We start from the raw sequence: 22,416 nt of genomic DNA, 5'->3' as shown, positions 1-22,416 counted from the left end.
TGGTCGTCGTTTAGGGTTGAGGATCGCAACGGTCCCCCGCGAAAGGATGGCTGCGCGTTCGACGTTGAGGGGCCGGTCTTGCGCGACGCAGGAGCCTTGTCCATTCGAAATGGATGGCCCTTCGAAAGGGATGTTGGAGCGCCGCGTTGTTGGCGCCTCGGCGCGTGATCGGAACAGATATTTTATTGTCTTGGCCTCGCAATGAGGTCTCGCACGGGAGGCACGATGCTGACTTTGAAGCAGAAGGAGCTTTTGCTCTTCATTCATGAGCGCATGCAGGCCGATGGCGTGCCGCCTTCGTTCGACGAGATGAAAGACGCGCTCGACCTCAAATCCAAGTCGGGCATTCACCGCTTGATTACGGCCCTGGTGGAGCGGGGCTTCATCCGCCGCCTTCCTCATCGCGCCCGCGCCATCGAGGTGCTGAAGCTTCCGGAAAGCTCGACGGCCGCGTCTGCCGCCACTGTCGCGACGGTTGCAGCGGAACCCAGGCGGATCGGCTTCCAGCCGAGCGTGATCGAGGGCGCGAAAGCCCGCAACATCATGCCCCCGCCCTCTCATATGATCGACAGCCGAACGGTCTCGGTTCCGGTGATGGGCCGGATCGCTGCGGGCGTGCCGATCTCGGCGATCCAGAACCATACGCACGACATCGCCTGCCCGCCGGATCTGCTCACCAATGGCGAGCATTTCGCGCTGGAGGTGAAGGGCGACTCGATGATCGAAGCCGGCATTCACGACGGCGACACGGTGATCATCCGCCGCTGCGATACGGCCGAGAACGGCGACATCGTGGTGGCACTCGTCGAGCATGAGGAAGCGACCCTCAAGCGCCTGCGCAAGAAGGGCTCGACGATCGCGCTCGAGGCTGCAAATCCCGAATTCAAGACGCGCATTTTCGGTCCCGATCAGGTGGACATTCAGGGGCGCCTCGTGGGGCTCATCCGCCGCTACTAGTCGCGCTCGTCGTCCAACGGCATCTCTTCGGTGGGCTGGTCGCTCGATGGTGACCGGCCCATCGTGTTTTCCGGAGGCGTATCAGGGGCAGGCGCGCGGCGGGGCCTCAGCGGGCGCTCTGTCCAAGGCCGCTCGCCCCTCCGGCTCGCGACCGTTTCCACCTTCTCGATCGCCGGTTTCTCGCTCCCCTGCGCCGTCGCAAGATAGATGGCGTGGGTGCCGTCGCGTCTCAGCGTGGCGCGATCGAGGACGAGGCGCGGGTGTGCGCAACCCCGGGAGCGCTCGGATCCGCCGATCACGATGTCGGCCTTTTTGCAGTCTTCCGCCGCCGCGGACGGGTGGCGCTCGACGGCGAGCGTAAGTCCTCGCACACCGGCAATGCAGCCCACGCCATCGCAACGAAATGCCGTCCCGCGCATCACGTCGCGGGGGGCGCGCGCATCGCCATCGTGCTCGAGCCAGCGTGTCAACTCGAAGCTGCCAGAGCGTGAGCCCATGGCGGCGAGCGTGCCGTCGCTTGAGCGGAGAGCTACGAGCTCACCCCCGCGTCCGGCGAGGACGTCGGGACGCGGGTCATCTCCCGCCACGACGAGGCCCGCTCCGATGGCGGCGAGGCCGAGCATGCGCCACCGCGTCTGCCAGAGTGTGAGCCACAGGCCTCCCGCGATCATGAGGGCAAAGCTCATATCGGAGATCTTGGGAATGTGCATCACGGCGCCGGGCAGGCTCGCGACCCAGTGAGCGGTTGCGGACATGACGTCGATCCCCTTCGCCATGATCGCGAGGGGCAAGGCTTCGAGGCCGAAGGGCATCATCACGAGCGTCAGCAGCGCCGCCGGCATGACGATCAGGTTGCAGATCGGAACCGATATCAAGTTCGCGAGCAGCGCATACTGCTGGCTGCGGTGGAAGTGATAGGCGCCGATGGGCGCGACGGCGAGGCTTGCGATCACGGTGGAGAGCACGATGCCGCCGAGGAAGAACGCGACGGGGCGAAGCCAGCCCGCAAGCTCCCGCTCACTCGATTGCGACCGCGCCGTCTCATAGGCGGCGATGAGCGACACGACGGCCGCAAACGACATCTGGAACCCGGCGTCGAGCAGGCTTTCGGGCATGACGGCGAGAACGACGAACGCCGCGATCGCGACGTTGCGCATGGCAAGGGCCTGCCGGTCCAGCATCACGGCGGCGAACATGATCGCGATCATGAGAAACGCGCGCTGGGTGGCGACGGACTGACCGGAGATGAGAAGATAGCTGGCCGCGCCGGCGAGCGCTGCGGCGGCTGCCCATTTCTTCGTGGGGAAGCGCAGCGCGATTGCCGGAAACGCGGCGAGCAGAATGCGGATGGAGGCGAACACCGCGCCCGCCATGATCACCATGTGCAGACCTGAAATGGAGAGAATGTGCACGAGGCCGGAGTCGCGATAGGCGTCGTTGGTGGCCTCCGTGATGGCGCCGCGCTCCCCGGTGATGAGTGATACGGCGATGGCGCCGGTTTCGCCCGGTACGGCGGCGCGTATGCGCTCACCGATGCCCTGGCGCAGGCGCTCGAGGGCATCGCGCGCGTTCTGGACGAGGCTCTGGTCGCGCGCCTCCGCCTGCGCGATGATTTCGGCTGGGGCGATGGCGTAACCGGTCGCTCCCAGACGTTGGAACCAGGCCGTGCGGGCAAAGTCGTAGCCGCCCGGCAGTGCGGGGACGGAGGGCGGGCGCAGCGTCGCGCGCAGGCGCACGAGGTCTCCGGGCTTCAAGCCCTCGCGCTCGATCATCACGCGGATGCGGACGCGTTCGGGGCGATCCCCGGGGGCGAGCCCCTTGATGTCGGTCACGCGCAGGGTGATGCGCTCGCCGCGGGCCGGTCTCGGCTCGATCAGCTCGACGATCCCTTTCACCTCGGCCCGGCGGATCTCGTGGCCGAGTACGGGTGCGCGGGTCCATTCGGTGCGCAGCTTGGCGAGGGTGAAGCCGAGGGATGCGGTCAGTACGCCCAGCGCCAGGATGGACAAGAGACCCGCCTTGCGGCTCGCGCCTGCGAGACCCAGCGCCATCATGGGGAGCGCCAGCGCTATCCAGAGGCTTGGCTCGTGCGCGCGGGCAAAGTAGATCGCGATGCCGGTGCCGAGGGCGACGGGGGTCCAGACGAACCAGCGGGCACGCTCGCGTTCGAGGCTTTCCCGCAGCCCGCCCGCCTGCGCCAGAACAGGCGAGATCCGCCGCCAGGCCGCGGCGAGCGTGCCTTCCCGCCCTGCACTCTCGGGAGAAACGTCCAATCCCGCCCCCTGCCCCGCGCGTACCTGCCTTGCCCTAGGCCTTTGATTCCGATCTCTTCTTCGCTCGCGAGCCCAGGCCGCTCTTTTCGGCAAGCACACTAGTCTCGCCTTGTGCGGCTATGCTACATGGCGAGCCAATTCACACCAACCCGAGCCGATCATCCATGACCGAGTCCAAACGAACGCCGCCCGGCGCTCCCGTCGTGCGTTTCGCCCCTTCGCCCACCGGCTATCTGCATATCGGCGGTGCGCGCACGGCGCTTTTCAATTGGCTCTACGCCAAGCGCACGGGCGGCACGTTCCTGCTCCGGATCGAGGATACGGACCGCGAGCGGAACAATCCCGAGGCCGTGGCCGCGATCCTGGACGGCGTGCGGTGGCTCGGGCTCGAATGGGACGGCGAGCCGGTCTCGCAGTTCTCGCGTGCGGATCGCCATCGCGAGGTGGCGCTGGCCCTGCTCGAACGTGGCGGCGCCTATCGCTGCTATCTGACGGCAGCCGAGATCGACCAGATGCGGAAGGACGCGGAAGCTGAGAAGCGTCCGCTCACCATTCGCTCACCCTGGCGCGATCGCGATCCGTCGGAGGCACCGGCCGGTCAGCCGTACACGATCCGGCTCAAGGCGCCGCGCGAAGGCGAGACGGTGGTCGAGGATCATGTGCAGGGCCGTGTCGTGTTCCAGAACAAGGAGCTCGACGACCTGATCATCCTCAGAAGCGACGGTAACCCGACCTACAATCTCGCCGTGGTTGTGGACGATCACGACATGGGCGTGACGCACGTCATTCGCGGCGTGGATCACCTGACCAACGCCGCACGCCAGTCGCAGATCTATCTCGGCATGGGATGGGCGATCCCCGAATGGGCGCACGTGCCGCTGATCCATGGCGCGGACGGCGCCAAGCTTTCGAAGCGGCATGGCGCTCAGGGCGTCGAGGAATACCGCGCCATGGGCTATCTGCCGGTGGCGCTGCGCAACTATCTTGTGCGTCTCGGCTGGAGCCATGGTGACGACGAGATCATTTCGACGGAAGATCTCATCCGCTGGTTCGACATCGACGACATCAACAAGAGCGCAGCACGCTTCGACTTCAAGAAGCTCGACGATCTCAACGGTCATTATTTGCGCACAACGCCCGATTCCGAGCTGCTTGCCGGAATTCAGGGCATCCTGCCTCATCTCGATTTCGCAGCCCTCTCGGCGATCGCCGTCGATCCCAAGGCGCCGGTCAGATCCGACATCGCGCTCGCCCGCGAGGTCGCGGCCCAGGTGCCGGGCGTCACCACAGGGCCGGAGCTGGCGCGCCGCTTCGAGGCCAAGGGATGGGAGCGTCTGCTCCAGGCCCTGCCTTCTCTGAAAGAGCGAGCCAAGACGCTTGCGGAGCTTGTCGGTCAAGCGCTTTTCATCGTGGCCGAGCGCCCCCTTAGTCTAGATGACAAGGCCCAGAAGCTGATGGATGCTGAGGCCCGGGCGATTCTGACGGCTCTCGTGCCGCGTTTCGAAGCCTCCGCCGAATGGACCCCGGGTGCGCTCGAGGCTCTTGTTCGCACGTATGCGGAGGAAACAGGCACGAAGCTCGGCAAGGTTGCTCAGCCGCTGCGCTCCGCCCTCACCGGACGCACGGTTTCGCCGCCCGTGTTCGATGTCATGAGCGTTCTCGGGCGTGAGGAAACCCTCGCCCGGCTTGGCGAACAAATTCGCTGAAGCCGCTTCACAAGCTTCGCTACTTCGTCATTTCGTAGAATTGCATTTCCGCTATACTGCGGTGCAGCATTCGAGCGCCTGCCGCTTTCGGCTGGTGAGTTGATCTGATCCCAAGCACGCGGGTGCTTGATCGAAGGAGACGCGGAATGGGCATTCAAGAAAGCTCAACCTCCAAGGCGGGGGCAAAGGGTCAGGCCGACCTCGTTCTGAAAGGGAAAACGGTCTCACTCGATGTCCGCAGCGGAACGATCGGCCCCGATGTGATCGACATCGCGAAGGTCTATCGCGACACCGGCTGCTTCACCTACGATCCGGGATTTACCTCCACGGCCAACTGCTCCTCGCACATCACCTTCATCGATGGCGACAAGGGCGAGTTGCTCTATCGCGGCTATTCCATCGACGAGCTGGCCGAGAACTCGAACTTCCTCGCCACGTGCTATCTGCTTCTGCACGGCGAGCTGCCGACCAACGACGAGTTCAAGCAGTTCCGCAACACCATCACGCGCCACACGATGGTGCACGAGCAGATGACGCGCTTCTTCACCGGCTTCCGCCGTGACGCGCATCCGATGTCTGTGATGGTGGCCGTGGTCGGCGCGCTCTCGTCATTCTATCACGACTCCACCGACATCAACGATCCGCGTCAGCGCGAGACGGCGAGCCATCGCATGATCGCGAAGATGCCGACGATCGCGGCAATGGCCTACAAGTATTCGATCGGCCAGCCCTTCATCTATCCGCGGAACGATCTCGACTACACGTCGAACTTCCTGCAGATGTGCTTCTCAGTTCCCTGCGAGCCCTACATCGTCAATCCGATCGTGGCGCGCGCGCTGGATCGCATCTTCATTCTTCACGCGGACCACGAGCAGAACGCGTCCACCTCCACGGTGCGTCTCGCGGGCTCTTCAGGCGCCAATCCGTTCGCGTGCATCGCGGCCGGCATCGCCTGTCTCTGGGGCCCCGCCCATGGCGGCGCGAACGAAGCCGCGCTCAACATGCTGGAAGAGATCGGCTCGGTGGACCGCATCCCCGAGTTCATCAAGAAGGCCAAGGACAAGACGTCGGGCTTCCGGCTGATGGGCTTCGGCCATCGCGTCTACAAGAACTACGATCCGCGCGCCAAGGTGATGCAGAAGACTTGCCATCAGGTGCTGGACGAGCTCGACAAGCGCAACGATCCGCTGCTTGCGGTGGCGATGGAGCTCGAGCGCATCGCGCTTCAGGACGAGTACTTCATCGAGAAGAAGCTCTATCCGAACATCGATTTCTATTCGGGCATCACGCTGCGCGCGATGGGCTTCCCCGTCTCCATGTTCACGGTGCTGTTCGCGGTGGCGCGCACGGTGGGCTGGATCGCGCAGTGGAAGGAAATGATCGAGGATCCGGAGCAGCGCATCGGCCGTCCGCGCCAGCTCTATGTGGGACCCGCGCGCCGTCCGTTCCCGAAGCCGGGCTCGTGAGCCTGGCCGCTTCTTCCTAGAGCGGAAGACGGCTCACCGGGCCGCAGATCTTCCGTTCAGCGCATAATCCAGAACGATATCGGCGGCAGCCTCGCTGGGGCTGCCGCCTTCGATATGCATGAGGTGGGGAACCCTCGCGAGGGCAGCAAGCTGGGCGCGTCTTTCGGGCGTATCCGACAGCAGCGGCTCCAGCGCGTCCGCGAGGTTCCGGGGCGAGCTTTTCTCCTGGTGGAATTCCGGGAATGCGTTCTCTCCCAGCACGAGGTTCGCGAGCACGGTGGTGGGCGCCTTGATCATGCGGCGAAGAAACGGCGCCGCGACCGGATCGACACGATAAGCGACGACCATCGGCGTGCCAGCGAGCGCAAGCTCGAGCGTGACAGTGCCCGAGGCCGCAAGCGCCGCTTTCGCAAGCTTGAAGGCGCGATACTTGTCGTCCGGGTCCTCGACGATATGAGCCGCAACCGGCCAGCTCGCACGTCCCTTCTCCACCAGCCCGCGCACATGCGCGACACAGGGAACGATCACCTCCGGGGCCTTTCCGCGCTCGCATAGGAGACGCAGCGTATCGCCGAATGGCTCCATCAGGCGGCCCACCTCGGATGTGCGGCTGCCGGGCAGCGCGACGATCACGGGCTTCTCCGGATCCAGACCGAGACGCGCTCTCAACGGCTCGGGATCGAGATCGCGCAGCCAATCGAGCCGCTCGATGAACGAATGTCCCACATAGCTGCAGGGCGGGCCGCCGAGCCGCTTGTGCGCGGCAGGCTCAAACGGGAGAATGCCGAGGATATGATCGACATAGGGGCGCATCTTCGCGGCGCGGCCCGGCCGCCATGCCCACACGCTGGGACTCACGTAGTCCACGATCGGGATGTCAGGGCGGGCCTTGCGGATGCGCTTGGCGATCGGATGGGTGAACTCGGGGCTGTCGATGATGACGACGGCGTCTGGCTCGAAGCGAAGCGCGCTGTCGACGGCGGCATAGACGCGGCGGACGATACGCGGCAGGTGCCGCAGGATGGAGAGGGGGCCCATCACCGCGACGTCTGACATGGGGAAGCCGGAGACGAAGCCTCGTCGCTGCTCCATGGCCTCACCGCCCACACCGGCCAGAACGAGGCGATCACCCAGACGGGTGCGCAACGCGTCGATCAGCTTGGCGCCGAGTGCATCGCCGGAATGCTCACCTGCAATCAGGAATATCCGGACCTCGCCGGTTGGGCGGGATTCTCCCGTCACGGTCTCCCTCATGTTGCAGCTCCGACAGCCGGCTCGCGGACGAGCAGGAAGATGCCCGCATGGTCAGCTTCGGCGAGAAGCTTCGGAGGGACCGCCGCGGGCTCCGGTGGCCCGGAGGCCAGGGCGATGCCTGCATAGCCTGCGGATGCGACCGCTTTGACGACGGCTGATGTCAGGTCCGTGACATCGCGCAGCGTCGCGACGCCACGGCGCGTTCGGGTGATGCTCGCCCACTGGCGCAGTCCGGCCGCGCGCCGGACGGCCTCCTCCGCGCCTTCGCCGGTCTCTACGGCCAGGACGTGATTGCGCACGACGATCACCGCGCGGCCGATGCCGAAGCCCGTCAGCGCATCGAGCGTGGCGATGCCCTTGATAGCGTCGTGGGTGCCATGCTGCTCCGGGGCTGCGCGTCCCAGCACGCGAAACTTCATCGTGACTTTGCGTGCGTTGAAGCGGCGCGGCGGGTCTCGTTCCTCGCCATCGCTCACGCCTTCGACGAACACGCCCATGCCGTCCGCGCAACGCACGGTCTCGGCGCGCTCGGCGACCAGCACTCTTCCCGCTTCGACCGCGACCCCGGCAAGACCGGCTTCCTGTACGCCTTTCACCGTGGCGGGTCCGATGGCCGGCATGTCGACGCGCAGGTCCTGTCCGGGCTTCGAGCGCTTGACGAGCACGCCCGCGGGCTTGCCGCTTCCGCGCGCGGTACGGCGCGCCGCGGCGCGGGCGATCATGCGATCGGTGCCCTCGGCTCCTTCGATGACCTCGATCTCTCCGTTTGAGATGATCACGCTCTGTCCGATGTCATAGGCGCCGAGCGCGCGGATCAGATCCAGGCCGCGTGCGATGTCGGCCTGATCGGATGCCGACGATGTCGCGCTGCCGATGGGGCCTTTGCCCACCACGAGGCCGGGCGCCGCGTCTCCCGGTCCGATCACCGTGATGCCGTGGCGCTCAAAGAAGCGCACGACGCGCCTCAGCACGCTGTCGTCGCCGCCCGACGCTACGATCTTCACGATCTGCGGCAGGTAGCGGAAAAAGCCGAGGTCGGGCTTCAGGCCGCCGAGCTCCGGGCGGTGCACACGTCCCACGATGACGAGATCGGTGGCTTTGGCAGCCTTGAGCGTGCGGATCATGGCGCCGATCTGGCCCCAGTTGACGCGCGTCACCGGGTGGCTGCCGAAATCGGCATTCGCCTCCCCGTCTATGGCGACGATGGCAACGAGCTCGCCGCGCGCGGCCGCGCTGTCTGCGATCTCGCGCGGAAGCTCTCCGCCCCCGGCCAGTATTGCGAGCCGCCGTGCGCGCACGTCCATGCTACCCCTCTCGGCGCCTGCTGCCGTATCAGGGCAAGGCTATAGACAGGCAGCGGGCAGCAGGCAACCGGCAGCAGGCCGGACATGGAAAAGCCGGCAGCAAATGTCTCCGCCGCCGGCTGTCCGTATTTGACCTTATCCCGCTTCAGACGTCGAGCGTGTGGTCCCGCTCCCACTGGGTGAAGTGGGAGGCATAGGAGTTCCATTCGCTTGTCTTGAGCTTGATGAACGCGTCCGCGAACTCGGTTCCGAGTGCCTCCTTGAGGCTGGTGTCCTTGTCGAAGTTGCGCAGGGCGTCGAGCAGGTTCAGCGGAAGCTTCGGCGCGTCCTTTACCGTGTGCCCCTCCTTGTACATGTCGATGTCGAGGCGCTTGCCCGGATGGGCGTTTCGCTCGATGCCGTCGAGGCCGGCGGCGATGATGACCGCCTGCAAGAGATAGGGGTTCGCCGCGCCGTCCGGGAGGCGCAGCTCGAAGCGGCCCTTGCCCGGCACGCGAACCATATGCGTGCGGTTGTTGCCGGTCCATGTGACAGAGTTCGGTGCCCACGTTGCGCCCGAGATCGTGCGCGGGGCGTTGATGCGCTTGTAGGAGTTCACCGTCGGATTGGTGATCGCCGAGAGCGACTCCGCGTGGCGCATGATGCCGCCGAGGAAGTTGTAGCCCTGCTGCGAGAGGCCCATCTCGTCGGAGTTGTCGTAGAACATGTTGGTCTTGCCCGTCGCCGCATCCCAGACCGAGATATGCGCGTGGCAGCCGTTGCCGGTGAGGGTCGGGAACGGCTTCGGCATGAACGTCGCGCGCAGGCCATGCTTCTCGGCGATCGAGCGCACCATGTACTTGAAGAACGAGTGACGGTCGGCGGTGAGCAGCGCGTCATCGAAATTCCAGTTCATCTCGAACTGGCCGTTGGCGTCCTCATGGTCGTTCTGGTACGGACCCCAGCCGAGCTCCAGCATGTAGTCGCAGATCTCGGAGATCACGTCGTAGCGGCGCATGATCGCCTGCTGATCGTAGCAGGGCTTAGAGGCCTGATCCTTGGGATCGGAAATCGTCGTGCCGTCGGCGTTGATCAGGAAGAACTCGCACTCGACACCGGTCTTGATGCGCAGGCCCTTCTCAGCGGCCTTCGCGACCTGCTTCTTCAGCACCACGCGCGGCGACTGGGCGACGTGCTTGTCCTCCATCACGCAATCGGAGGCGACCCAGGCGACCTCGGGCTTCCAGGGAAGCTGGATGAGACCTGCGGGGTCCGGCATGCCGAACATATCGGGGTGCGCGGGCGTCATATCGAGCCACGTCGCGAAGCCCGCAAAGCCTGCGCCGTCTTTCTGGATCTCGGCGATCGCGGCTGCGGGCACGAGCTTGGCGCGCTGGAAGCCGAAGAGATCGGTGAAAGAAATCATGAAGTAGCGGATGCCGCGCTCTTTTGCGACCTGAGCCAGATCCTGTGACATTGGTTTTTCCCCGGACACGGTTACGTTGCTGTTCGACTTGTGTTTCCAGAACCTAGAGAACATGTTCGGCCTCTACTCACGCCTCTGGACGCACTCGCCCGCAGCGATCATTGGCTCTTTTCGTTCGTAGCCGGCCGCGATCGAGTTCCGGGCGGATTTGCCTGAAGCGATAGCGGCCGTTGTGATCCGACCACCGGTTTACGTCGCGGGCCGGCTGGTCCGAGACGATCGGGATCGTTTTTTCGACCCGCAAGCCCTGCTTCGGAATGCAGCTCCCGAAGCGCGTGCGGTCACAAGCCACCCTGACCCGGAATCCAGCTCGTTCCCGCGAGCGGCACGCGCGCCATGGCGGCGGCCTCGATGGTGAGCGCGCAGAGGTCTTCCGGCTCGAGATTGTGGACATGGTTGTGGCCTGCCGCGCGCGCGATGGTCTGCAGCTCGAGCGTCATGACCTTGAGATAGTTGGCGAGACGGCGACCGGCGCGCACAGGATCGAGGCGCTTGGCGAGCTCGGGATCCTGCGTGGTGATGCCGGCCGGGTCGCGCCCTTCGTGCCAGTCGTCGTAGGCACCGGCGACGGTGTTGAGCTTCTCGTACTCGCTTTCGAGCGCCGGATCGTTGTCGCCGAGAGCCACGAGCGCGGCGGTGCCGATGGAGACGGCGTCCGCACCGAGGGCGAGTGCCTTGGCGCAGTCGGCGCCGTTGCGGATGCCGCCCGATACGATGAGCTGCACCTTGCGATGCATGCCGAGATCCTGGAGTGCCTGGACGGCGGGGCGGATGCAGGCGAGCGTGGGCTGGCCGACATGCTCGATGAACACTTCCTGCGTAGCCGCGGTGCCGCCCTGCATACCGTCGACGACTACGACGTCGGCACCGGCTTTCACCGCGAGCGCCACGTCATAGTAGGGGCGTGCGCCGCCCACCTTGATGTAGATCGGCTTCTCCCAATCGGTGATCTCGCGCAGCTCGAGGATCTTGATCTCGAGATCGTCAGGCCCGGTCCAGTCGGGATGACGGCAGGCAGAGCGCTGATCGATGCCCTTGGGCAGCGTGCGCATCTCGGCGACGCGATCGGAAATCTTCTGGCCGAGCAGCATGCCGCCGCCGCCGGGCTTGGCGCCCTGCCCCACCACCACCTCGATGGCATCGGCCTTGCGCAGGTCGTCCGGATTCATGCCGTAGCGAGACGGCAGATACTGGTAGACGAGCTTCTCGGACTGTCCGCGCTCCTCGGGCGTCATGCCGCCGTCACCGGTCGTCGTCGACGTTCCGGCTATCGTTGCGCCGCGCCCGAGTGCCTCCTTGGCGTTGGCCGAGAGCGAGCCGAAGCTCATGCCCGCGATGGTGATCGGTATCTTTAGCTCGATCGGCTTCTTGGCGAAGCGTGTGCCGAGCGTGACCGTCGTCGAGCATTTCTCGCGATAGCCCTCGAGCGGGTAGCGCGACATGGACGCGCCGAGAAACAGCAGGTCGTCGAAGTGCGGAACCTTCCGCTTCGCGCCTGCGCCGCGAATATCGTAGATGCCCGTCTGGGCCGCGCGCCGGATTTCGGAGAGCGTGTAGTCGTCGAAGGTGGCGGACTTGCGGGGCGTGGTCGGCGGATTTTGATAGCTCATCAGTAGGCATCCGCATTGTCGATGTTGAAGGTGTAGAGCTTGCGCGCGGAGCCGTAGCGTTTGAACTCCGACGTCTTCACATCGGTCACGCCGGCCTTGGCGAGCAGAGCCGCAAGCGCCTCGTGATGCTCGGGCCGCATCTCCTTTTCGATGCAGTCGGCGCCGAGGCTCTTCACGCTTCCGCGCACGTAGAGCCTAGCCTCGTAGATGCTGTCTCCCAGCGCGTCGCCCGCGTTGCCGAGAACGACGAGGCTGCCGGACTGCGCCATGAAGGCCGACATGTGGCCGATGTTGCCCTTGACGACGATGTCGATGCCCTTCATCGAGATGCCGCATCGCGAGGACGCGTTGCCTTCGATGACGAGCAGGCCGCCGCGGCCGGTGGCGCCCGCGTACTGGCTCGCGTCGCCTCTGACGATGACTTTGCCGGACATCATGTTCTCGGCAGCGCCGGGGCCAGCCGATCCCTCGACGATGACGGTCGCGTGCTTGTTCATGCCGGCGACGTAGTACCCGACGGAGCCGCGAACGGTGACCGTGACCGGCGCATCGAGGCCGACGGCGATGGCGTGCTGTCCGCGCGGGTTCAACACCTCCCACTCGGTCTCGTTGGTGCCGTCTTTCTGCTCATGCAGGCTGGCGTTGAGCTCGCGGAGCGGCGTCTTCGTCAGATCGATCGACCGCATCTCAGCGCTCCCAGAAGTAGACGGTTGCGGGCTCGGGCTCCCAGACCTTCGCGTTCTCGATGCCAGGGAGACCGGCCAGAGCGCGGTACTCGGAGCCGAAGGCCACATAGTCGTCCGTCTCGGCGAGCACGGCCGGCTTGCAGGCGATGGGATCGCGCAGAACGCCAAAGCCGTTCTTGGTGCCTACGACAAAGGTGAAGAAGCCGTCGAGATCGTCGAGGCTCTTCTCCAGCGCCTGGCCGAGATTGAGGCCCTGGTTCATGCGCCACGTGAGATAGGCGGCAGCGACCTCGCTGTCGTTCTGCGTTTCGAAGGTCATGCCGTCGTGCTTGAGATCGCGGCGCAGATTGTTGTGGTTCGAGAGCGAGCCGTTGTGAACCAGGCACTGATCGGGGCCGGTCGAGAACGGATGGGCGCCGAGCGTGGTGACGGCGCTCTCGGTGGCCATGCGCGTGTGGCCGATGGCGTGCGTGCCGGACATCTTCGCAAGATCGAAGCGCTTGGCGACGTCGGTCGGATAGCCGACCTCCTTATAGATCTCGATCACGTCGCCGGCGCCCATGATGCGGACGCTGGGGAATTTCTCGCGAACAGCCTTGCGGGCCTCTTCAGCCTTGTCGGCCGGGCAGGTCAGGATGGCGTGGGACGACTTCACGTCGAGCTTCAGATCCGCGCCAATCGCCTTCCCGACGGTCTTGGCGAGATCGGCGAAGTCAGCCTCCGCACTGGGCGACTGAAGGGTGATCTTGACCTTGCCGGAATTGGGAGCGCCGTAGACGGCGAAACCTGCAGAATCCGGCCCGCGCTCGCACATCGTGGCAAGCATTCCCGCCGTCAACTCACCTAGCCGAGGCTCCAATGCTTTGTTCTTGATGAATAGCCCAACTATTCCGCACATCGGATGGCGCACCCCGTATGCCGTTTGCTGTTTCTATACAGACGCTAGCACTTCATGTTTCTCGATTCAACTGCGATGCAACTTTTTTTCATCGCGCGATATTCGAAAGTCCGCGACTCCATCGTTCGTACTGCAGCCGTGCGATGCGATAGGCATCGGGAATCGAGAGCGCCCAGACAAACAGACCAGCGGCCGAGCGGCCGATGAAGGAATGCTCGGGTGTGGTCGTGTGCCAGGACACCAGCGCCATGAGGAGCGCGAAGAAGGCGAAGCCGAAACCTCGCTGCGGTTGTCCGACGGCCACGTGCCCCATCCCGGGCAGCACGATGGCCAATGCAAGAACCGTGTAAGGATTCATGGGTGCGCGTGACGTCGTCATGCGTAGGTGTGCTCCCGTTGCGGATTTTCGATTGCCGTGCGGAGCGTATCGATCTCGGCAAGCACGCTCTGGAACTGATCGGCGGAGACGGCGGCCTCATCGAACACGGCCTGCCTCAGAAGCAGATATTCGCCGCGCCGGCCCTCGCCCGCCTGACGAATGATGCGCAGGCCCTCGCGCGTGACGGCGATCTCCTTGACGCGCGGATCGGCCAGGATCGCGGCCATCGGTTTAGCGAGCTTTTCAAGGAGTTTTTCGGCTCTCGCATTCTCGCCGCGGATGATCACCTCGGGCGGGAACTCCGGCGGGGTTTCGAGGATGTAGGGGAACTGAGGCGTCAGGCTGTAGAACTCGTAGCCGGAGGGTCGGACAAGCACGGCGAGGCCGGTCGACCCCTGCACCTTCTCCAGCACCGTGACCTGAAGCCAGAGCTGCGGAAGCCTCCGGATGGTCATTGTGTCGCTGATCAGGCGGATGTCGACGTTGCGCCGGTCGCACCGTCCGCTGAGCTTTGGAAAGCTGTCGCCGCTGTGCGTCAATGCATAGCCGTTGAACAGGCGTGCACAATCATCGAGCAAACCGGCGCGGCTCGCGCGCAGGGCCTTGTGGTCGCGCAGGGCAAGCCACGTCAGCGGACCGACGATTGCAATAAACGATATAAGGGCCGTCGAAAGCGAAGACACGGGCCACACTCTCCGTTGGGATCCGGGGTGCCACGCCATCGTGGAAAGCTGCAACACCCGGGCTCTTCGATTGATCGTGGTTCGATGACGGCACCGGCACTGCGAACGACCGCGCGCTCCGCATCCGCTGCCTTATCCGAGAAACGCGGCCCGGTGTTTCCGAGCCGCGTTTCTTCCGTTGCGTGTCGTGATCAGTAGCCGACCGGCTTAGGCCAGGGCATCGTGAACTGCGCGCCGCGCCGCACGAACTTGTAACGGTGGAATGCGAACCACAGCGAGGCGACGATGTAGAACACCATCATCGCGATGAGCTGCGTGCCGTATCCGAGGAACACCGCGAAATACGTGACGGAGCAGAGCAGCAGAAGCACGAGAGCCGGCAGCGGATGGAACGGGTGCACGTAGCCCCGCTTGATCACGCCGAGCGGCCATTTCTGCCGGAACATGATGACGTTGATCGCCATGAACGTGTACTCGAGCAGACCCGACAGGATCGAGAAGGTGATCACCTGATCGAGCGGCGCGAAGTACGCGAACACAAGGGCCACCGGCACCAGGAACACGATCGCCCGATAGGGCGTCCGGTACTTGGGATGCACGGCGCCGAAGACCTGCGGCAGATAACGGTCACGTCCCATGGAGAACCAGGCGCGGGATGCGTCGTTGATGCAGCCGTTGGCGGAGGCCAGCGTCGAGAAGATGGTGCCGATGAAGAGAAGCACCATCAGAAGCGTCGAGTCCGTGAGACGGGCCGCATCGAACAGCGGCGTCACGGCCTGGCCCAGATACTCCCACGGCATGATGCCGGCGCAGATGTACCAGGTCATGGTCGCGGCGATGAGCAGCGTGATGATGCCCGTCATGGTGCCGAGGGGAAGTGCGCGCGCGGGCGAGCGAACCTCCTCGGCGGCCTGCGTCGTACCTTCGATGCCGAGGTAGTACCACATGCCGAAGTGGAGCGCGGCGAGAACGCCGAGCCAGCCGTATGGCAGACCGGTGAGCAGGTCGCCGTGCTTCATGTAGACGCTGCTCCAGGGCTGAACGGCGAAGAACAGCACCCAGATGGCGACGAACGCGATGGCCGTGATGACGAGGTTGAACGTCAGGGTCGCGTAGACGCCGCGGTAGTTGAGCCAGGCGAGGAACATGATCGTCAGCACGATGAACGGCTTGTCATGCGTATCCGCGAACCCCGCCATCGATCCTACCGTCTGCACGAGATAGCCGAGCGTGATCGCGTTGGCCGCTTCGAGCATGGTGTAGGCGAAGACGAGGAACAGGCCCACGTTGAAGGCCATCAAAGGCCCGACGATGTGCTTGGCCTGCGCGTACTGACCGCCGGCGGCGGCAACCGTCGAGGTCACCTCCGAGTCGATCATGGCGACGCAGGTGTAGAGAAGACCGGCCACCCAGCAGGCGATCAGAGCGGCGATGGCGCCGCCCTTGCCCACTGCGAAGTTCCAGCCCATGTACTCGCCCACGAGCACGATGCCGACGCCAAGCGCCCACACGTGACCCGGACCAAGCACGCGCAAGAGCGAAATTCGCTCGCCGTGAACTGCTGTTGTCTGAGTCACAGGTGGCCTCCTTGATGAGGCGGATCGATGACGAGCGCGTCTTCGATTTCACCTTCCTTGGAGGAGGTCAGCAGTTCTTCGCTGTAGGTCTTGTCGGTGCGGATCAGGTCGATCAGCATCCACAAGCCAAGCAGCGCGGAGAGGCCCCAGGCCCCGTATTCGAGCAGTTGAAAGTTATTCACGGGAACCCTCCTCTCACTTGTTGTTGAACCGCTCGTCGATCACGTCGCGGTATTCCTTCTTCGACCAGTGAAAGACGATGAAGAAATACCCGATGACGACGAGTGCAGTGATGGCGAGCTCAACAGGCTCGAAGGAGTAGTCGAAGCGCGATGAGATCAGCTCAGCAGCCGATGTCGCGTTCTCCTCCGTCTTCGGGCCTGCGGTGAAGCCGAGCTTCTCCCACTGCGCCTGCATGGTCGCGTTCTGACCCATGCCCGCCCACGTGGTGTCTTTGAGCTCGAGCGTCGTCTTTCCGCCTCCGGCCAGGCCGAGGTAGAGCGGAATGAAGAGCGCAGCCATAACGAGTGCGAGAAGGAAAAGGGTATCGAAGGTCTGGCCGAGCAGAGACTGCGTCGGCGGCTTGTACGGTGTCTTAGCCATGTGCTCGCTCCCTAGCCTTTCGACTTCTTCATTTCGTCGAGGTAGTGGATGTCGAGCCCGTAGATGTGCTCCTTGTCCTCAGCGTAGTGCTTGATCATCGCGATGATCGAGGCCGAGTTGAAAAGCAGGACGAGGCCACCGGCAACTGCAAGAGCCTGAAGAACCCCATCCGCCGGGGCGGTCTGCGTGAGCCGCCAGAAGACGAAGCCATAGAGCGTCCAGAGGACAATAACCGCGCCGAACGCCCACGTGCGATCGCCGGAGAACATCGAGTGGACACGTGGATCTGGTATTTTTTGTTGCATAACTCCCCCTTGGGATACGGTTTTCAGGGTTCCTCCTGGAGTTGCCTGTGAGGCAACGTTTTTTTATGTGCGGAAAAACAGTGCGTCCTCCTGCCGCACTTTGTCAAGGCGTATGATGTTGTGGTGAGCAGATTTGCCACCAGAACGCTTGTCTTTTGGGCGCTTTTAGCTGTGCGTCGGTTTTCTTGAACGCTCCGAATTATTTATTCACTCCGGGAAGAAGCGGCGGATTCACCCCTGCTTCCGGCCAGACCCTTCGATCCAGGATTCCGGCGTCTATGTTTGAAGTCGGACAGAATTTGCTTCGACCTCCGGCATTCCAGAGTTGGCTTCTGAAGGCGCTGCAAAAGCCCTTCCATCGCGCGCGCAATGTTCTGTATGCGGTTATATTTTCTCGAACCGGCACTCCCCGGCGAAAAATCCGCGAACTGATCGGGGTCAGATATGGGCCTCGCGCGAGCGTGATCCGCAATCCGGGTCGCGCACCTCTCCGGCTCCGCGTCCGGTGCGCCGACTTGATCCTCGCGAAAATGTGTGCGTTCAAAACTTGCTAACGATCGCGCACCAAAGATCCATCACCGAACACGTCAGTTGCCAAAACGTCAGCTATCGTGGTTCGATGCGACCGGAGGACTCTCCGCTCCTCCACCATTTTCCGGTGCCACGTCGGCCCTGCATCGCTCGACAGGCTGTTGTAGTTTGTTCGCGAAAAGGTGGTGTTTCTCTTCGGCATCGACCACACATGGGGGCTCGCAGCGCATGAACCAGAGATCGGGAAGCTCCTTGAAGAAAGACAGCGCGACAGAGATCCCGAGCACTGAGGGGCGCGGCGAACAGAAGCGCCGCAAAGCGCTGTCTGCCGAAGAGTTCGCCGAGGTCATGCAGACCATCGAAACCAAGGACGAGCAGGATCCGCATGCGCTGCAAGGCGCGCGTGACAGCATGCTCGAGGTGGCGATCGGGCGCGAGGTTCGCGCATTCCGCAACAAGCTCGGCATCACCGCGTCAGATCTCGCGCGCGCCGCGGGTCTCTCGCTCGGTATGCTCTCGAAGATCGAGAACGGCGTCACGAGCGCGTCGCTCACCACGCTGCAGCGGCTCTCCAAGGCGCTGGGCGTTCCCGTCACGGCGCTGTTCCGCCGCTTCGAGGAGCGGCGCAACGCCGTTTTCGTCTCGGCGGGGCAGGGCCTGCTGATCGAACGGCGCGGAACCCGCGCGGGCCATCAGTATCAATTGCTCGGCCACACTGGTGGCCAGTCGGGCGGCGTGGTGGTGGAGCCTTATCTGATCACACTCACGGAAGAGTCGGACGTGTTTCCGCTGTTCCAGCACGCCGGTCTCGAGCTGATCTACGTTCTCGAAGGCCAGGTGGTCTATCGCCATGCCGACAAGCTCTATCCGATGAAGCCCGGCGACAGCCTGTTCTTCGACGCGGATGCGCCGCATGGGCCGGAGGAGCTGGTGCAGCTTCCGATCCGCTTCCTCTCGGTCATCAGCTGCGCGCGTGAGCTGCCCTGACCGGCCGGCTTCGATCTCATTCGAGCGACTGAAACGCGGGCGCGTAGGCGACGGGGTCGTTGGCGTGCGCGAGAGACGCCCCATCGAGCGCAAGCGCCATGAAGTATGGCCCAGCGTAAGGCGTCTCGAATCCTGCCGCCTGCTCGACGCTGAAGCCGAAGCGTGCGTAGAACGCGGGATCTCCGAGCACGAAGACGGCCTGCCATCCTTCCCGTCTCGCTCGCGCGAGCCCCTCGCGGATCAGATCGCTCGCGATGCCTTCGCCGCGGCGGCTGGCCTCCACCGCAACGGGTCCGAGACCGAGCGCCTTCATGGGCGCGGTCATCGCCGAGAAAAGGACGTGGCCCACCACCTCCTCGCCGTCCACCGCAACGAGCGAAATCGCAACGTCGCCGTCGTGGCGCAAACGATCGACCAGATCCGCTTCGGCGGCCGTGGGAAACGCGCCCAGCGCCAGGCGTCGAATGCCGGGGCGATGGGCGGGCTGCTCGGCCTCGATGCGCATTACGCTACTCCAGCGCGGCGTGGAGCCCGCGGACGAACGACGAGAGGCCTGTCATGCGATCGCGGCGCAGACGCTCCGCCGCGAGAATGGCGCGCAGGCCAGCGCTGCTCTCCGCGAGATCCGAATTGACGATGACGTAGTCGTACTCGGCCCAATGGCTGATCTCGTCGGACGCTTTCGCCATGCGCTTGGCTACGACCTCGGGCGGATCCTGGGCGCGCTGCTTCAAGCGCGTCTCCAGCGCCTCTGCGGACGGCGGCAGCACGAACACGCGCACGAGATCTCCCGCCATGCGCTCGGAGAGCTGCTGGGTTCCCTGCCAGTCGATGTCGAACAGCACATCGCGGCCTTCCGCGATCGCCTTCTCGATCGGGGCGCGGGGCGTGCCGTAGTAGTTGCCGAAGACAGTCGCCCATTCGAGGAGCTGATCCGTCTCGATCATGGCCTTGAAGCTCGCTTCGTCGACGAACCAGTAGTCGCGGCCGTCCACCTCTCCGGGACGCGGCTTGCGCGTGGTGACGGAGACCGACAGGGCGATATGAGGATCGGCTTCGAGAAGCGCGCGCGATAGGGACGTCTTGCCGGCGCCGGATGGCGAGGACAGCACCAGCAGCAGGCCGCGCCGCTCGATCCTCGGATTTTCGCTCGTCATCTCCCCGGTCTCCCCGCGCGCTCGCATCCCGCCCAGAAGCGACTGATAGGGGCTGGGCCTTGCCGGGTCCAGAGCGTTTTCAGCGCCCTACTCGATGTTCTGGACCTGCTCGCGCAACTGATCGATCACGACCTTGAGGGCGAGGCCCGCGTGGGCGATCTCCTGGTCGGCGGCCTTGGAGGTCAAGGTGTTGGCTTCGCGATTGAACTCCTGGGCGAGGAAATCAAGCTTGCGGCCGATGGCACCCTCATCCCTGAGAAGCGCGCGCGCGGCTTCCACGTGGGCGGCGAGGCGCTTCAGCTCCTCCTCCACGTCGGCGCGCGTCGCCAGCAGGACAGCCTCCTGATGAAGCCGCGCAGGATCGAGCCCCTGCCCTGTCTCCATGAGGCGGGCGACCTGCTCGGCGAGGCGGCGGCGAATGGCTTCGATAGTGCGGGCGGGGGAGGCCTCGACCGTTTTCGCCAGACGCTCGATCTCGTCGATCTGGCGGGCGAGAACGTCCTTCAGGCGGCGGCCTTCGTCGCGGCGCGCGGCCACGAGGTCGGCGAGCGCCTTGTCGAGGTCATCCAGCACGGCCGCCTGCTGGGCCGCCAGCGTCTCCTCGGTGTCGGCATCCTCGACGACGTCGAGCACGCCCTTCAATCCGAGCAGCGCTTCCACGCGCGGCGTCTCGGCGCCGATGTTGTGGCTCAAGCGGGTGGCGATGGCGAGGATGCGCTCGAGCGCCTCCTGGTTCACGCGGACCTCACCCGCCTGCGTACGGCGCGTGACGCTGAGGCTGGCGTTAACGCTGCCGCGGGAAATGGCTTTCGCGATGCGGTCGCGAACCTTGGACTCGATCTGCTCGTAGCCCTGCGGCAGGCGCAAGCGGAGGTCGAGCCCACGGTTGTTCACGCTCCGGAGCTCCCAATGCCACGTGGTGCCGTCGAGCGCGCCGTCGCTGCGGGCAAACCCGGTCATACTTTGAAGGGTCATGTTTTTATCCGGGGAACGTTGTCCGTTCAGGTCTAGGTCGCGCGGCAAGTGGAGCTCGCTCGCCGCGCTGCTGCGAGAGAGACGTACGCGCCGCATCCGCGGGCCGCAAGGGGCGCTTTCGGCGCAAGGCCCGCAGTCCGCACGCGGCTAGCGCTTGGGCTTGCGTATGGGGAGCGGCATCGTGGACGCCGTTGCGGTCGCCGGGACGGCCGCAGGTTTCTCCTCGGCGGCGGCTCCTGCAGCCTTCGCCTCGCCGCCCGCGTCCTCGGCTGGCGGGTTCGGAATTTCGGTGATCGGGTTGCGCGCCACCTCGCCGGGCGCTGCCTCGGCCCCTTCGGAGGCTCCGTCCTTGGCGGCGGCCTGACGCGCCCGCATCTCTTTCTCGAACTTGCGCCAGTTCGAAACCGCCGCGTTGTGATCCTTGAGGGTCGCCGTGAAGATGTGGCCGCCGCTGCCGTCGGCCACGAAGAACAGATCGCCGTGCTGGGCCGGATTGAGCGCGGCTTCGAGCGCAGGGCGCCCCGGATTGCAGATCGGCGTCGGCGGCAGGCCCTTGATCTGGTAAGTGTTGTGGGCGTTCTTGGCATCCTTCTCCGACTGCATGATGGGTTTGCCCCACTGCACGCCGCCGCCGTAGATGCCGTAGAGAATGGTGGGATCGGATTGAAGCGGCATCCCCTTGTTCAAGCGGTTGACGAAGACGCCCGCGATGCGGTCGCGCTCGTCCGCGCGGCCGGTTTCCTTCTCGATGATGGAGGCCATCACCACGGCCTGCTCGGGGCTCGTGTAGGGAAGTCCCTGCTGGCGGCGCTCCCAGTTGCTTTCGAGGACCTGCTTCTGCTTCAGCGCCATGCGCTCCAGCAGCTCCTGGCGCGTCATGCCCTTCTCGATGCTGTAGGTCTCGGGCAGCAGCGAGCCTTCGGCGGGAATCTGGGCGACGTCGCCGGTCAGGTTCTCCTCGCTCTTCAGGCGCTCGACGATCTGCTGGCTGGTGAGACCTTCGGGGATCGTCACCTTGTACATCACCGATTTGCCTTCGGAGAGGGTCTCGATCACCTCGCGAATGCTGACGTTCGGCTTGAAGAGGTATTCGCCGTGCTTCAGCATCACCTCTTTCGGGCGCATGCGGCTCTGCACCAGATAGTTGATCATGAAGGCCCAGCGGCTGGAAACCACGCCTTCGCGCTCGAGGTCGTCGGCGATGTCGTTGCTGCTCGCGCCTTTCGGGATGACGACGGTCTGGCTCACGGTAAGGGGACCGGGGCGGCTATAGAGGTGGCCGACCAAGAGCGTCATGCCTCCGGTCGCGAGCATGGCGACGAGCAGGATCGTCATCACGCCGCTCACGACGCGGGCAAAGCCAGAGATGACGCGCGATTCCTTGCGCTGGCGAACGCCACGGGGACGCGGCGGCGCGCGTCCCGGCTCCAGAGCCTCGGCCGGGCTCCTCGGGCGGACACCGTCACGCCTCGAGAGCGTGGGCGGCACTTCCCGGCGAACTTTACTCATCGACCAGCTCCCGTCTCGCGTCCCAAGCCGCAGCGACGCTCCCCGCGTGCCGCAACGGCCGGCTCCTGGCGCTTTCCGGCCCGCCTTGGCT

Annotated in this window: 21 protein-coding genes; 4 read left to right on the top strand and 17 right to left on the bottom strand. The window is 64.7% G+C overall.

What is annotated here, in order from left to right:
* The first annotated feature begins 225 nt into the window (after nucleotides 1–225).
* A complete protein-coding gene (gene lexA, locus F812_RS0114185; RefSeq protein WP_020086654.1) occupies nucleotides 226–957 on the top strand; it encodes a transcriptional repressor LexA in 732 nt (243 codons plus the stop codon).
* Here the strand turns inward: lexA and F812_RS23965 are convergent.
* A complete protein-coding gene (locus F812_RS23965; protein WP_020086653.1) occupies nucleotides 954–3,230 on the bottom strand; it encodes a ComEC/Rec2 family competence protein in 2,277 nt (758 codons plus the stop codon). The genes lexA and F812_RS23965 overlap by 4 nt on opposite strands.
* Before the next feature lie 164 nt (nucleotides 3,231–3,394).
* Here F812_RS23965 and gltX point away from each other — a divergent pair, with 164 nt between their 5' ends.
* Both gltX and gltA read left to right on the top strand, forming a co-directional pair.
* Nucleotides 3,395–4,936 carry a glutamate--tRNA ligase gene (gene gltX, locus F812_RS0114175; RefSeq protein ID WP_020086652.1) on the top strand — a complete coding sequence of 514 codons (1,542 nt, stop codon included), beginning with the start codon at nucleotides 3,395–3,397 and terminating at the stop codon, nucleotides 4,934–4,936.
* 146 nt (nucleotides 4,937–5,082) lie between these two features.
* Complete coding sequence (gltA, locus tag F812_RS0114170; protein ID WP_020086651.1) at nucleotides 5,083–6,402, top strand: citrate synthase; 1,320 nt, start codon at nucleotides 5,083–5,085, stop codon at nucleotides 6,400–6,402.
* A gap of 33 nt (nucleotides 6,403–6,435) precedes the next feature.
* Here the strand turns inward: gltA and lpxB are convergent, their stop codons facing one another.
* The 12 genes from lpxB to F812_RS0114110 all read right to left on the bottom strand — a co-directional run bounded on the left by lpxB (nucleotide 6,436) and on the right by F812_RS0114110 (nucleotide 17,130).
* Nucleotides 6,436–7,656, bottom strand: a complete 1,221-nt coding sequence (lpxB, locus tag F812_RS0114165; RefSeq protein WP_020086650.1) for a lipid-A-disaccharide synthase — start codon at nucleotides 7,654–7,656, stop codon at nucleotides 6,436–6,438.
* A complete protein-coding gene (locus tag F812_RS0114160) occupies nucleotides 7,653–8,960 on the bottom strand; it encodes an LpxI family protein (RefSeq protein ID WP_020086649.1) in 1,308 nt (435 codons plus the stop codon). Before F812_RS0114160 ends, lpxB begins: the two co-directional genes overlap by 4 nt.
* Before the next feature lie 145 nt (nucleotides 8,961–9,105).
* A complete protein-coding gene (gene glnT / locus F812_RS0114155; protein WP_020086648.1) occupies nucleotides 9,106–10,416 on the bottom strand; it encodes a type III glutamate--ammonia ligase in 1,311 nt (436 codons plus the stop codon).
* 290 nt (nucleotides 10,417–10,706) lie between these two features.
* Nucleotides 10,707–12,035 (bottom strand): FMN-binding glutamate synthase family protein, encoded by a 1,329-nt coding sequence (locus F812_RS0114150; RefSeq protein ID WP_020086647.1) that lies wholly within the window; start codon nucleotides 12,033–12,035, stop codon nucleotides 10,707–10,709.
* Complete coding sequence (locus tag F812_RS0114145; protein WP_020086646.1) at nucleotides 12,035–12,721, bottom strand: GXGXG domain-containing protein; 687 nt, start codon at nucleotides 12,719–12,721, stop codon at nucleotides 12,035–12,037. The genes F812_RS0114150 and F812_RS0114145 overlap by 1 nt, the downstream gene beginning before the upstream one ends.
* Before the next feature lies 1 nt (nucleotide 12,722).
* Nucleotides 12,723–13,619 (bottom strand): class II glutamine amidotransferase, encoded by an 897-nt coding sequence (locus F812_RS0114140; protein ID WP_026868130.1) that lies wholly within the window; start codon nucleotides 13,617–13,619, stop codon nucleotides 12,723–12,725.
* Between the two features lie 88 nt (nucleotides 13,620–13,707).
* Nucleotides 13,708–13,998, bottom strand: a complete 291-nt coding sequence (locus tag F812_RS0114135) for a hypothetical protein (protein WP_020086644.1) — start codon at nucleotides 13,996–13,998, stop codon at nucleotides 13,708–13,710.
* Nucleotides 13,995–14,681: a hypothetical protein gene (locus tag F812_RS23960; protein ID WP_020086643.1), complete on the bottom strand. Its 687-nt coding sequence runs from the start codon at nucleotides 14,679–14,681 to the stop codon at nucleotides 13,995–13,997. Before F812_RS23960 ends, F812_RS0114135 begins: the two co-directional genes overlap by 4 nt.
* 191 nt (nucleotides 14,682–14,872) lie before the next feature.
* A complete protein-coding gene (locus F812_RS0114125) occupies nucleotides 14,873–16,258 on the bottom strand; it encodes an APC family permease (protein WP_026868129.1) in 1,386 nt (461 codons plus the stop codon).
* Nucleotides 16,255–16,440, bottom strand: coding sequence for a hypothetical protein (locus tag F812_RS0114120; RefSeq protein ID WP_020086641.1), 186 nt, complete (start codon nucleotides 16,438–16,440; stop codon nucleotides 16,255–16,257). Before F812_RS0114120 ends, F812_RS0114125 begins: the two co-directional genes overlap by 4 nt.
* Nucleotides 16,441–16,453: 13 nt before the next feature.
* Nucleotides 16,454–16,861: a hypothetical protein gene (locus tag F812_RS0114115; RefSeq protein WP_020086640.1), complete on the bottom strand. Its 408-nt coding sequence runs from the start codon at nucleotides 16,859–16,861 to the stop codon at nucleotides 16,454–16,456.
* 11 nt (nucleotides 16,862–16,872) lie between these two features.
* Complete coding sequence (locus F812_RS0114110; RefSeq protein ID WP_020086639.1) at nucleotides 16,873–17,130, bottom strand: hypothetical protein; 258 nt, start codon at nucleotides 17,128–17,130, stop codon at nucleotides 16,873–16,875.
* 915 nt (nucleotides 17,131–18,045) lie between these two features.
* On the opposite strand from F812_RS0114110, the gene F812_RS0114105 reads away from it, so the two are divergent.
* Entirely contained in the window at nucleotides 18,046–18,684 is a 639-nt protein-coding gene (locus F812_RS0114105) for a helix-turn-helix domain-containing protein (protein ID WP_156827429.1), read from the top strand.
* A 16-nt stretch (nucleotides 18,685–18,700) separates the two neighbouring features.
* Here F812_RS0114105 and F812_RS0114100 read toward each other — a convergent pair whose 3' ends face one another.
* The 4 genes from F812_RS0114100 to mltG all read right to left on the bottom strand — a co-directional run bounded on the left by F812_RS0114100 (nucleotide 18,701) and on the right by mltG (nucleotide 22,325).
* A complete protein-coding gene (locus F812_RS0114100) occupies nucleotides 18,701–19,189 on the bottom strand; it encodes a GNAT family N-acetyltransferase (protein WP_020086637.1) in 489 nt (162 codons plus the stop codon).
* Nucleotides 19,190–19,193: 4 nt separating this feature from the next.
* Nucleotides 19,194–19,841, bottom strand: a complete 648-nt coding sequence (gene gmk, locus F812_RS0114095; protein ID WP_020086636.1) for a guanylate kinase — start codon at nucleotides 19,839–19,841, stop codon at nucleotides 19,194–19,196.
* A gap of 87 nt (nucleotides 19,842–19,928) precedes the next feature.
* Nucleotides 19,929–20,816, bottom strand: a complete 888-nt coding sequence (locus F812_RS0114090) for a YicC/YloC family endoribonuclease (protein ID WP_026868127.1) — start codon at nucleotides 20,814–20,816, stop codon at nucleotides 19,929–19,931.
* 147 nt (nucleotides 20,817–20,963) lie between these two features.
* Nucleotides 20,964–22,325 (bottom strand): endolytic transglycosylase MltG, encoded by a 1,362-nt coding sequence (mltG, locus tag F812_RS0114085; RefSeq protein WP_026868126.1) that lies wholly within the window; start codon nucleotides 22,323–22,325, stop codon nucleotides 20,964–20,966.
* Nucleotides 22,326–22,416 lie beyond the last annotated feature (91 nt).

The organism is Hyphomicrobium zavarzinii ATCC 27496 (assembly GCF_000383415.1).
Lineage (GTDB): Bacteria > Pseudomonadota > Alphaproteobacteria > Rhizobiales > Hyphomicrobiaceae > Hyphomicrobium_C > Hyphomicrobium_C zavarzinii.
This window is presented reverse-complemented; position numbering and strand designations above follow the sequence as displayed.

Coding starts and splice junctions, on each gene's coding strand:
- lexA (WP_020086654.1), top strand. CDS start 226: ATGCTGACTTTGAAGCAGAAGGAGCTTTTGCTCTTCATTCATGAGCGC.
- gltX (WP_020086652.1), top strand. CDS start 3,395: ATGACCGAGTCCAAACGAACGCCGCCCGGCGCTCCCGTCGTGCGTTTC.
- gltA (WP_020086651.1), top strand. CDS start 5,083: ATGGGCATTCAAGAAAGCTCAACCTCCAAGGCGGGGGCAAAGGGTCAG.
- lpxB (WP_020086650.1), bottom strand. CDS start 7,656: ATGAGGGAGACCGTGACGGGAGAATCCCGCCCAACCGGCGAGGTCCGG.
- F812_RS0114160 (WP_020086649.1), bottom strand. CDS start 8,960: ATGGACGTGCGCGCACGGCGGCTCGCAATACTGGCCGGGGGCGGAGAG.
- glnT (WP_020086648.1), bottom strand. CDS start 10,416: ATGTCACAGGATCTGGCTCAGGTCGCAAAAGAGCGCGGCATCCGCTAC.
- F812_RS0114150 (WP_020086647.1), bottom strand. CDS start 12,035: ATGAGCTATCAAAATCCGCCGACCACGCCCCGCAAGTCCGCCACCTTC.
- F812_RS0114145 (WP_020086646.1), bottom strand. CDS start 12,721: ATGCGGTCGATCGATCTGACGAAGACGCCGCTCCGCGAGCTCAACGCC.
- F812_RS0114140 (WP_026868130.1), bottom strand. CDS start 13,619: ATGTGCGGAATAGTTGGGCTATTCATCAAGAACAAAGCATTGGAGCCT.
- F812_RS0114135 (WP_020086644.1), bottom strand. CDS start 13,998: ATGACGACGTCACGCGCACCCATGAATCCTTACACGGTTCTTGCATTG.
- F812_RS0114115 (WP_020086640.1), bottom strand. CDS start 16,861: ATGGCTAAGACACCGTACAAGCCGCCGACGCAGTCTCTGCTCGGCCAG.
- F812_RS0114110 (WP_020086639.1), bottom strand. CDS start 17,130: ATGTTCTCCGGCGATCGCACGTGGGCGTTCGGCGCGGTTATTGTCCTC.
- F812_RS0114105 (WP_156827429.1), top strand. CDS start 18,046: ATGCAGACCATCGAAACCAAGGACGAGCAGGATCCGCATGCGCTGCAA.
- F812_RS0114100 (WP_020086637.1), bottom strand. CDS start 19,189: ATGCGCATCGAGGCCGAGCAGCCCGCCCATCGCCCCGGCATTCGACGC.
- gmk (WP_020086636.1), bottom strand. CDS start 19,841: ATGACGAGCGAAAATCCGAGGATCGAGCGGCGCGGCCTGCTGCTGGTG.
- F812_RS0114090 (WP_026868127.1), bottom strand. CDS start 20,816: ATGACCCTTCAAAGTATGACCGGGTTTGCCCGCAGCGACGGCGCGCTC.
- mltG (WP_026868126.1), bottom strand. CDS start 22,325: ATGAGTAAAGTTCGCCGGGAAGTGCCGCCCACGCTCTCGAGGCGTGAC.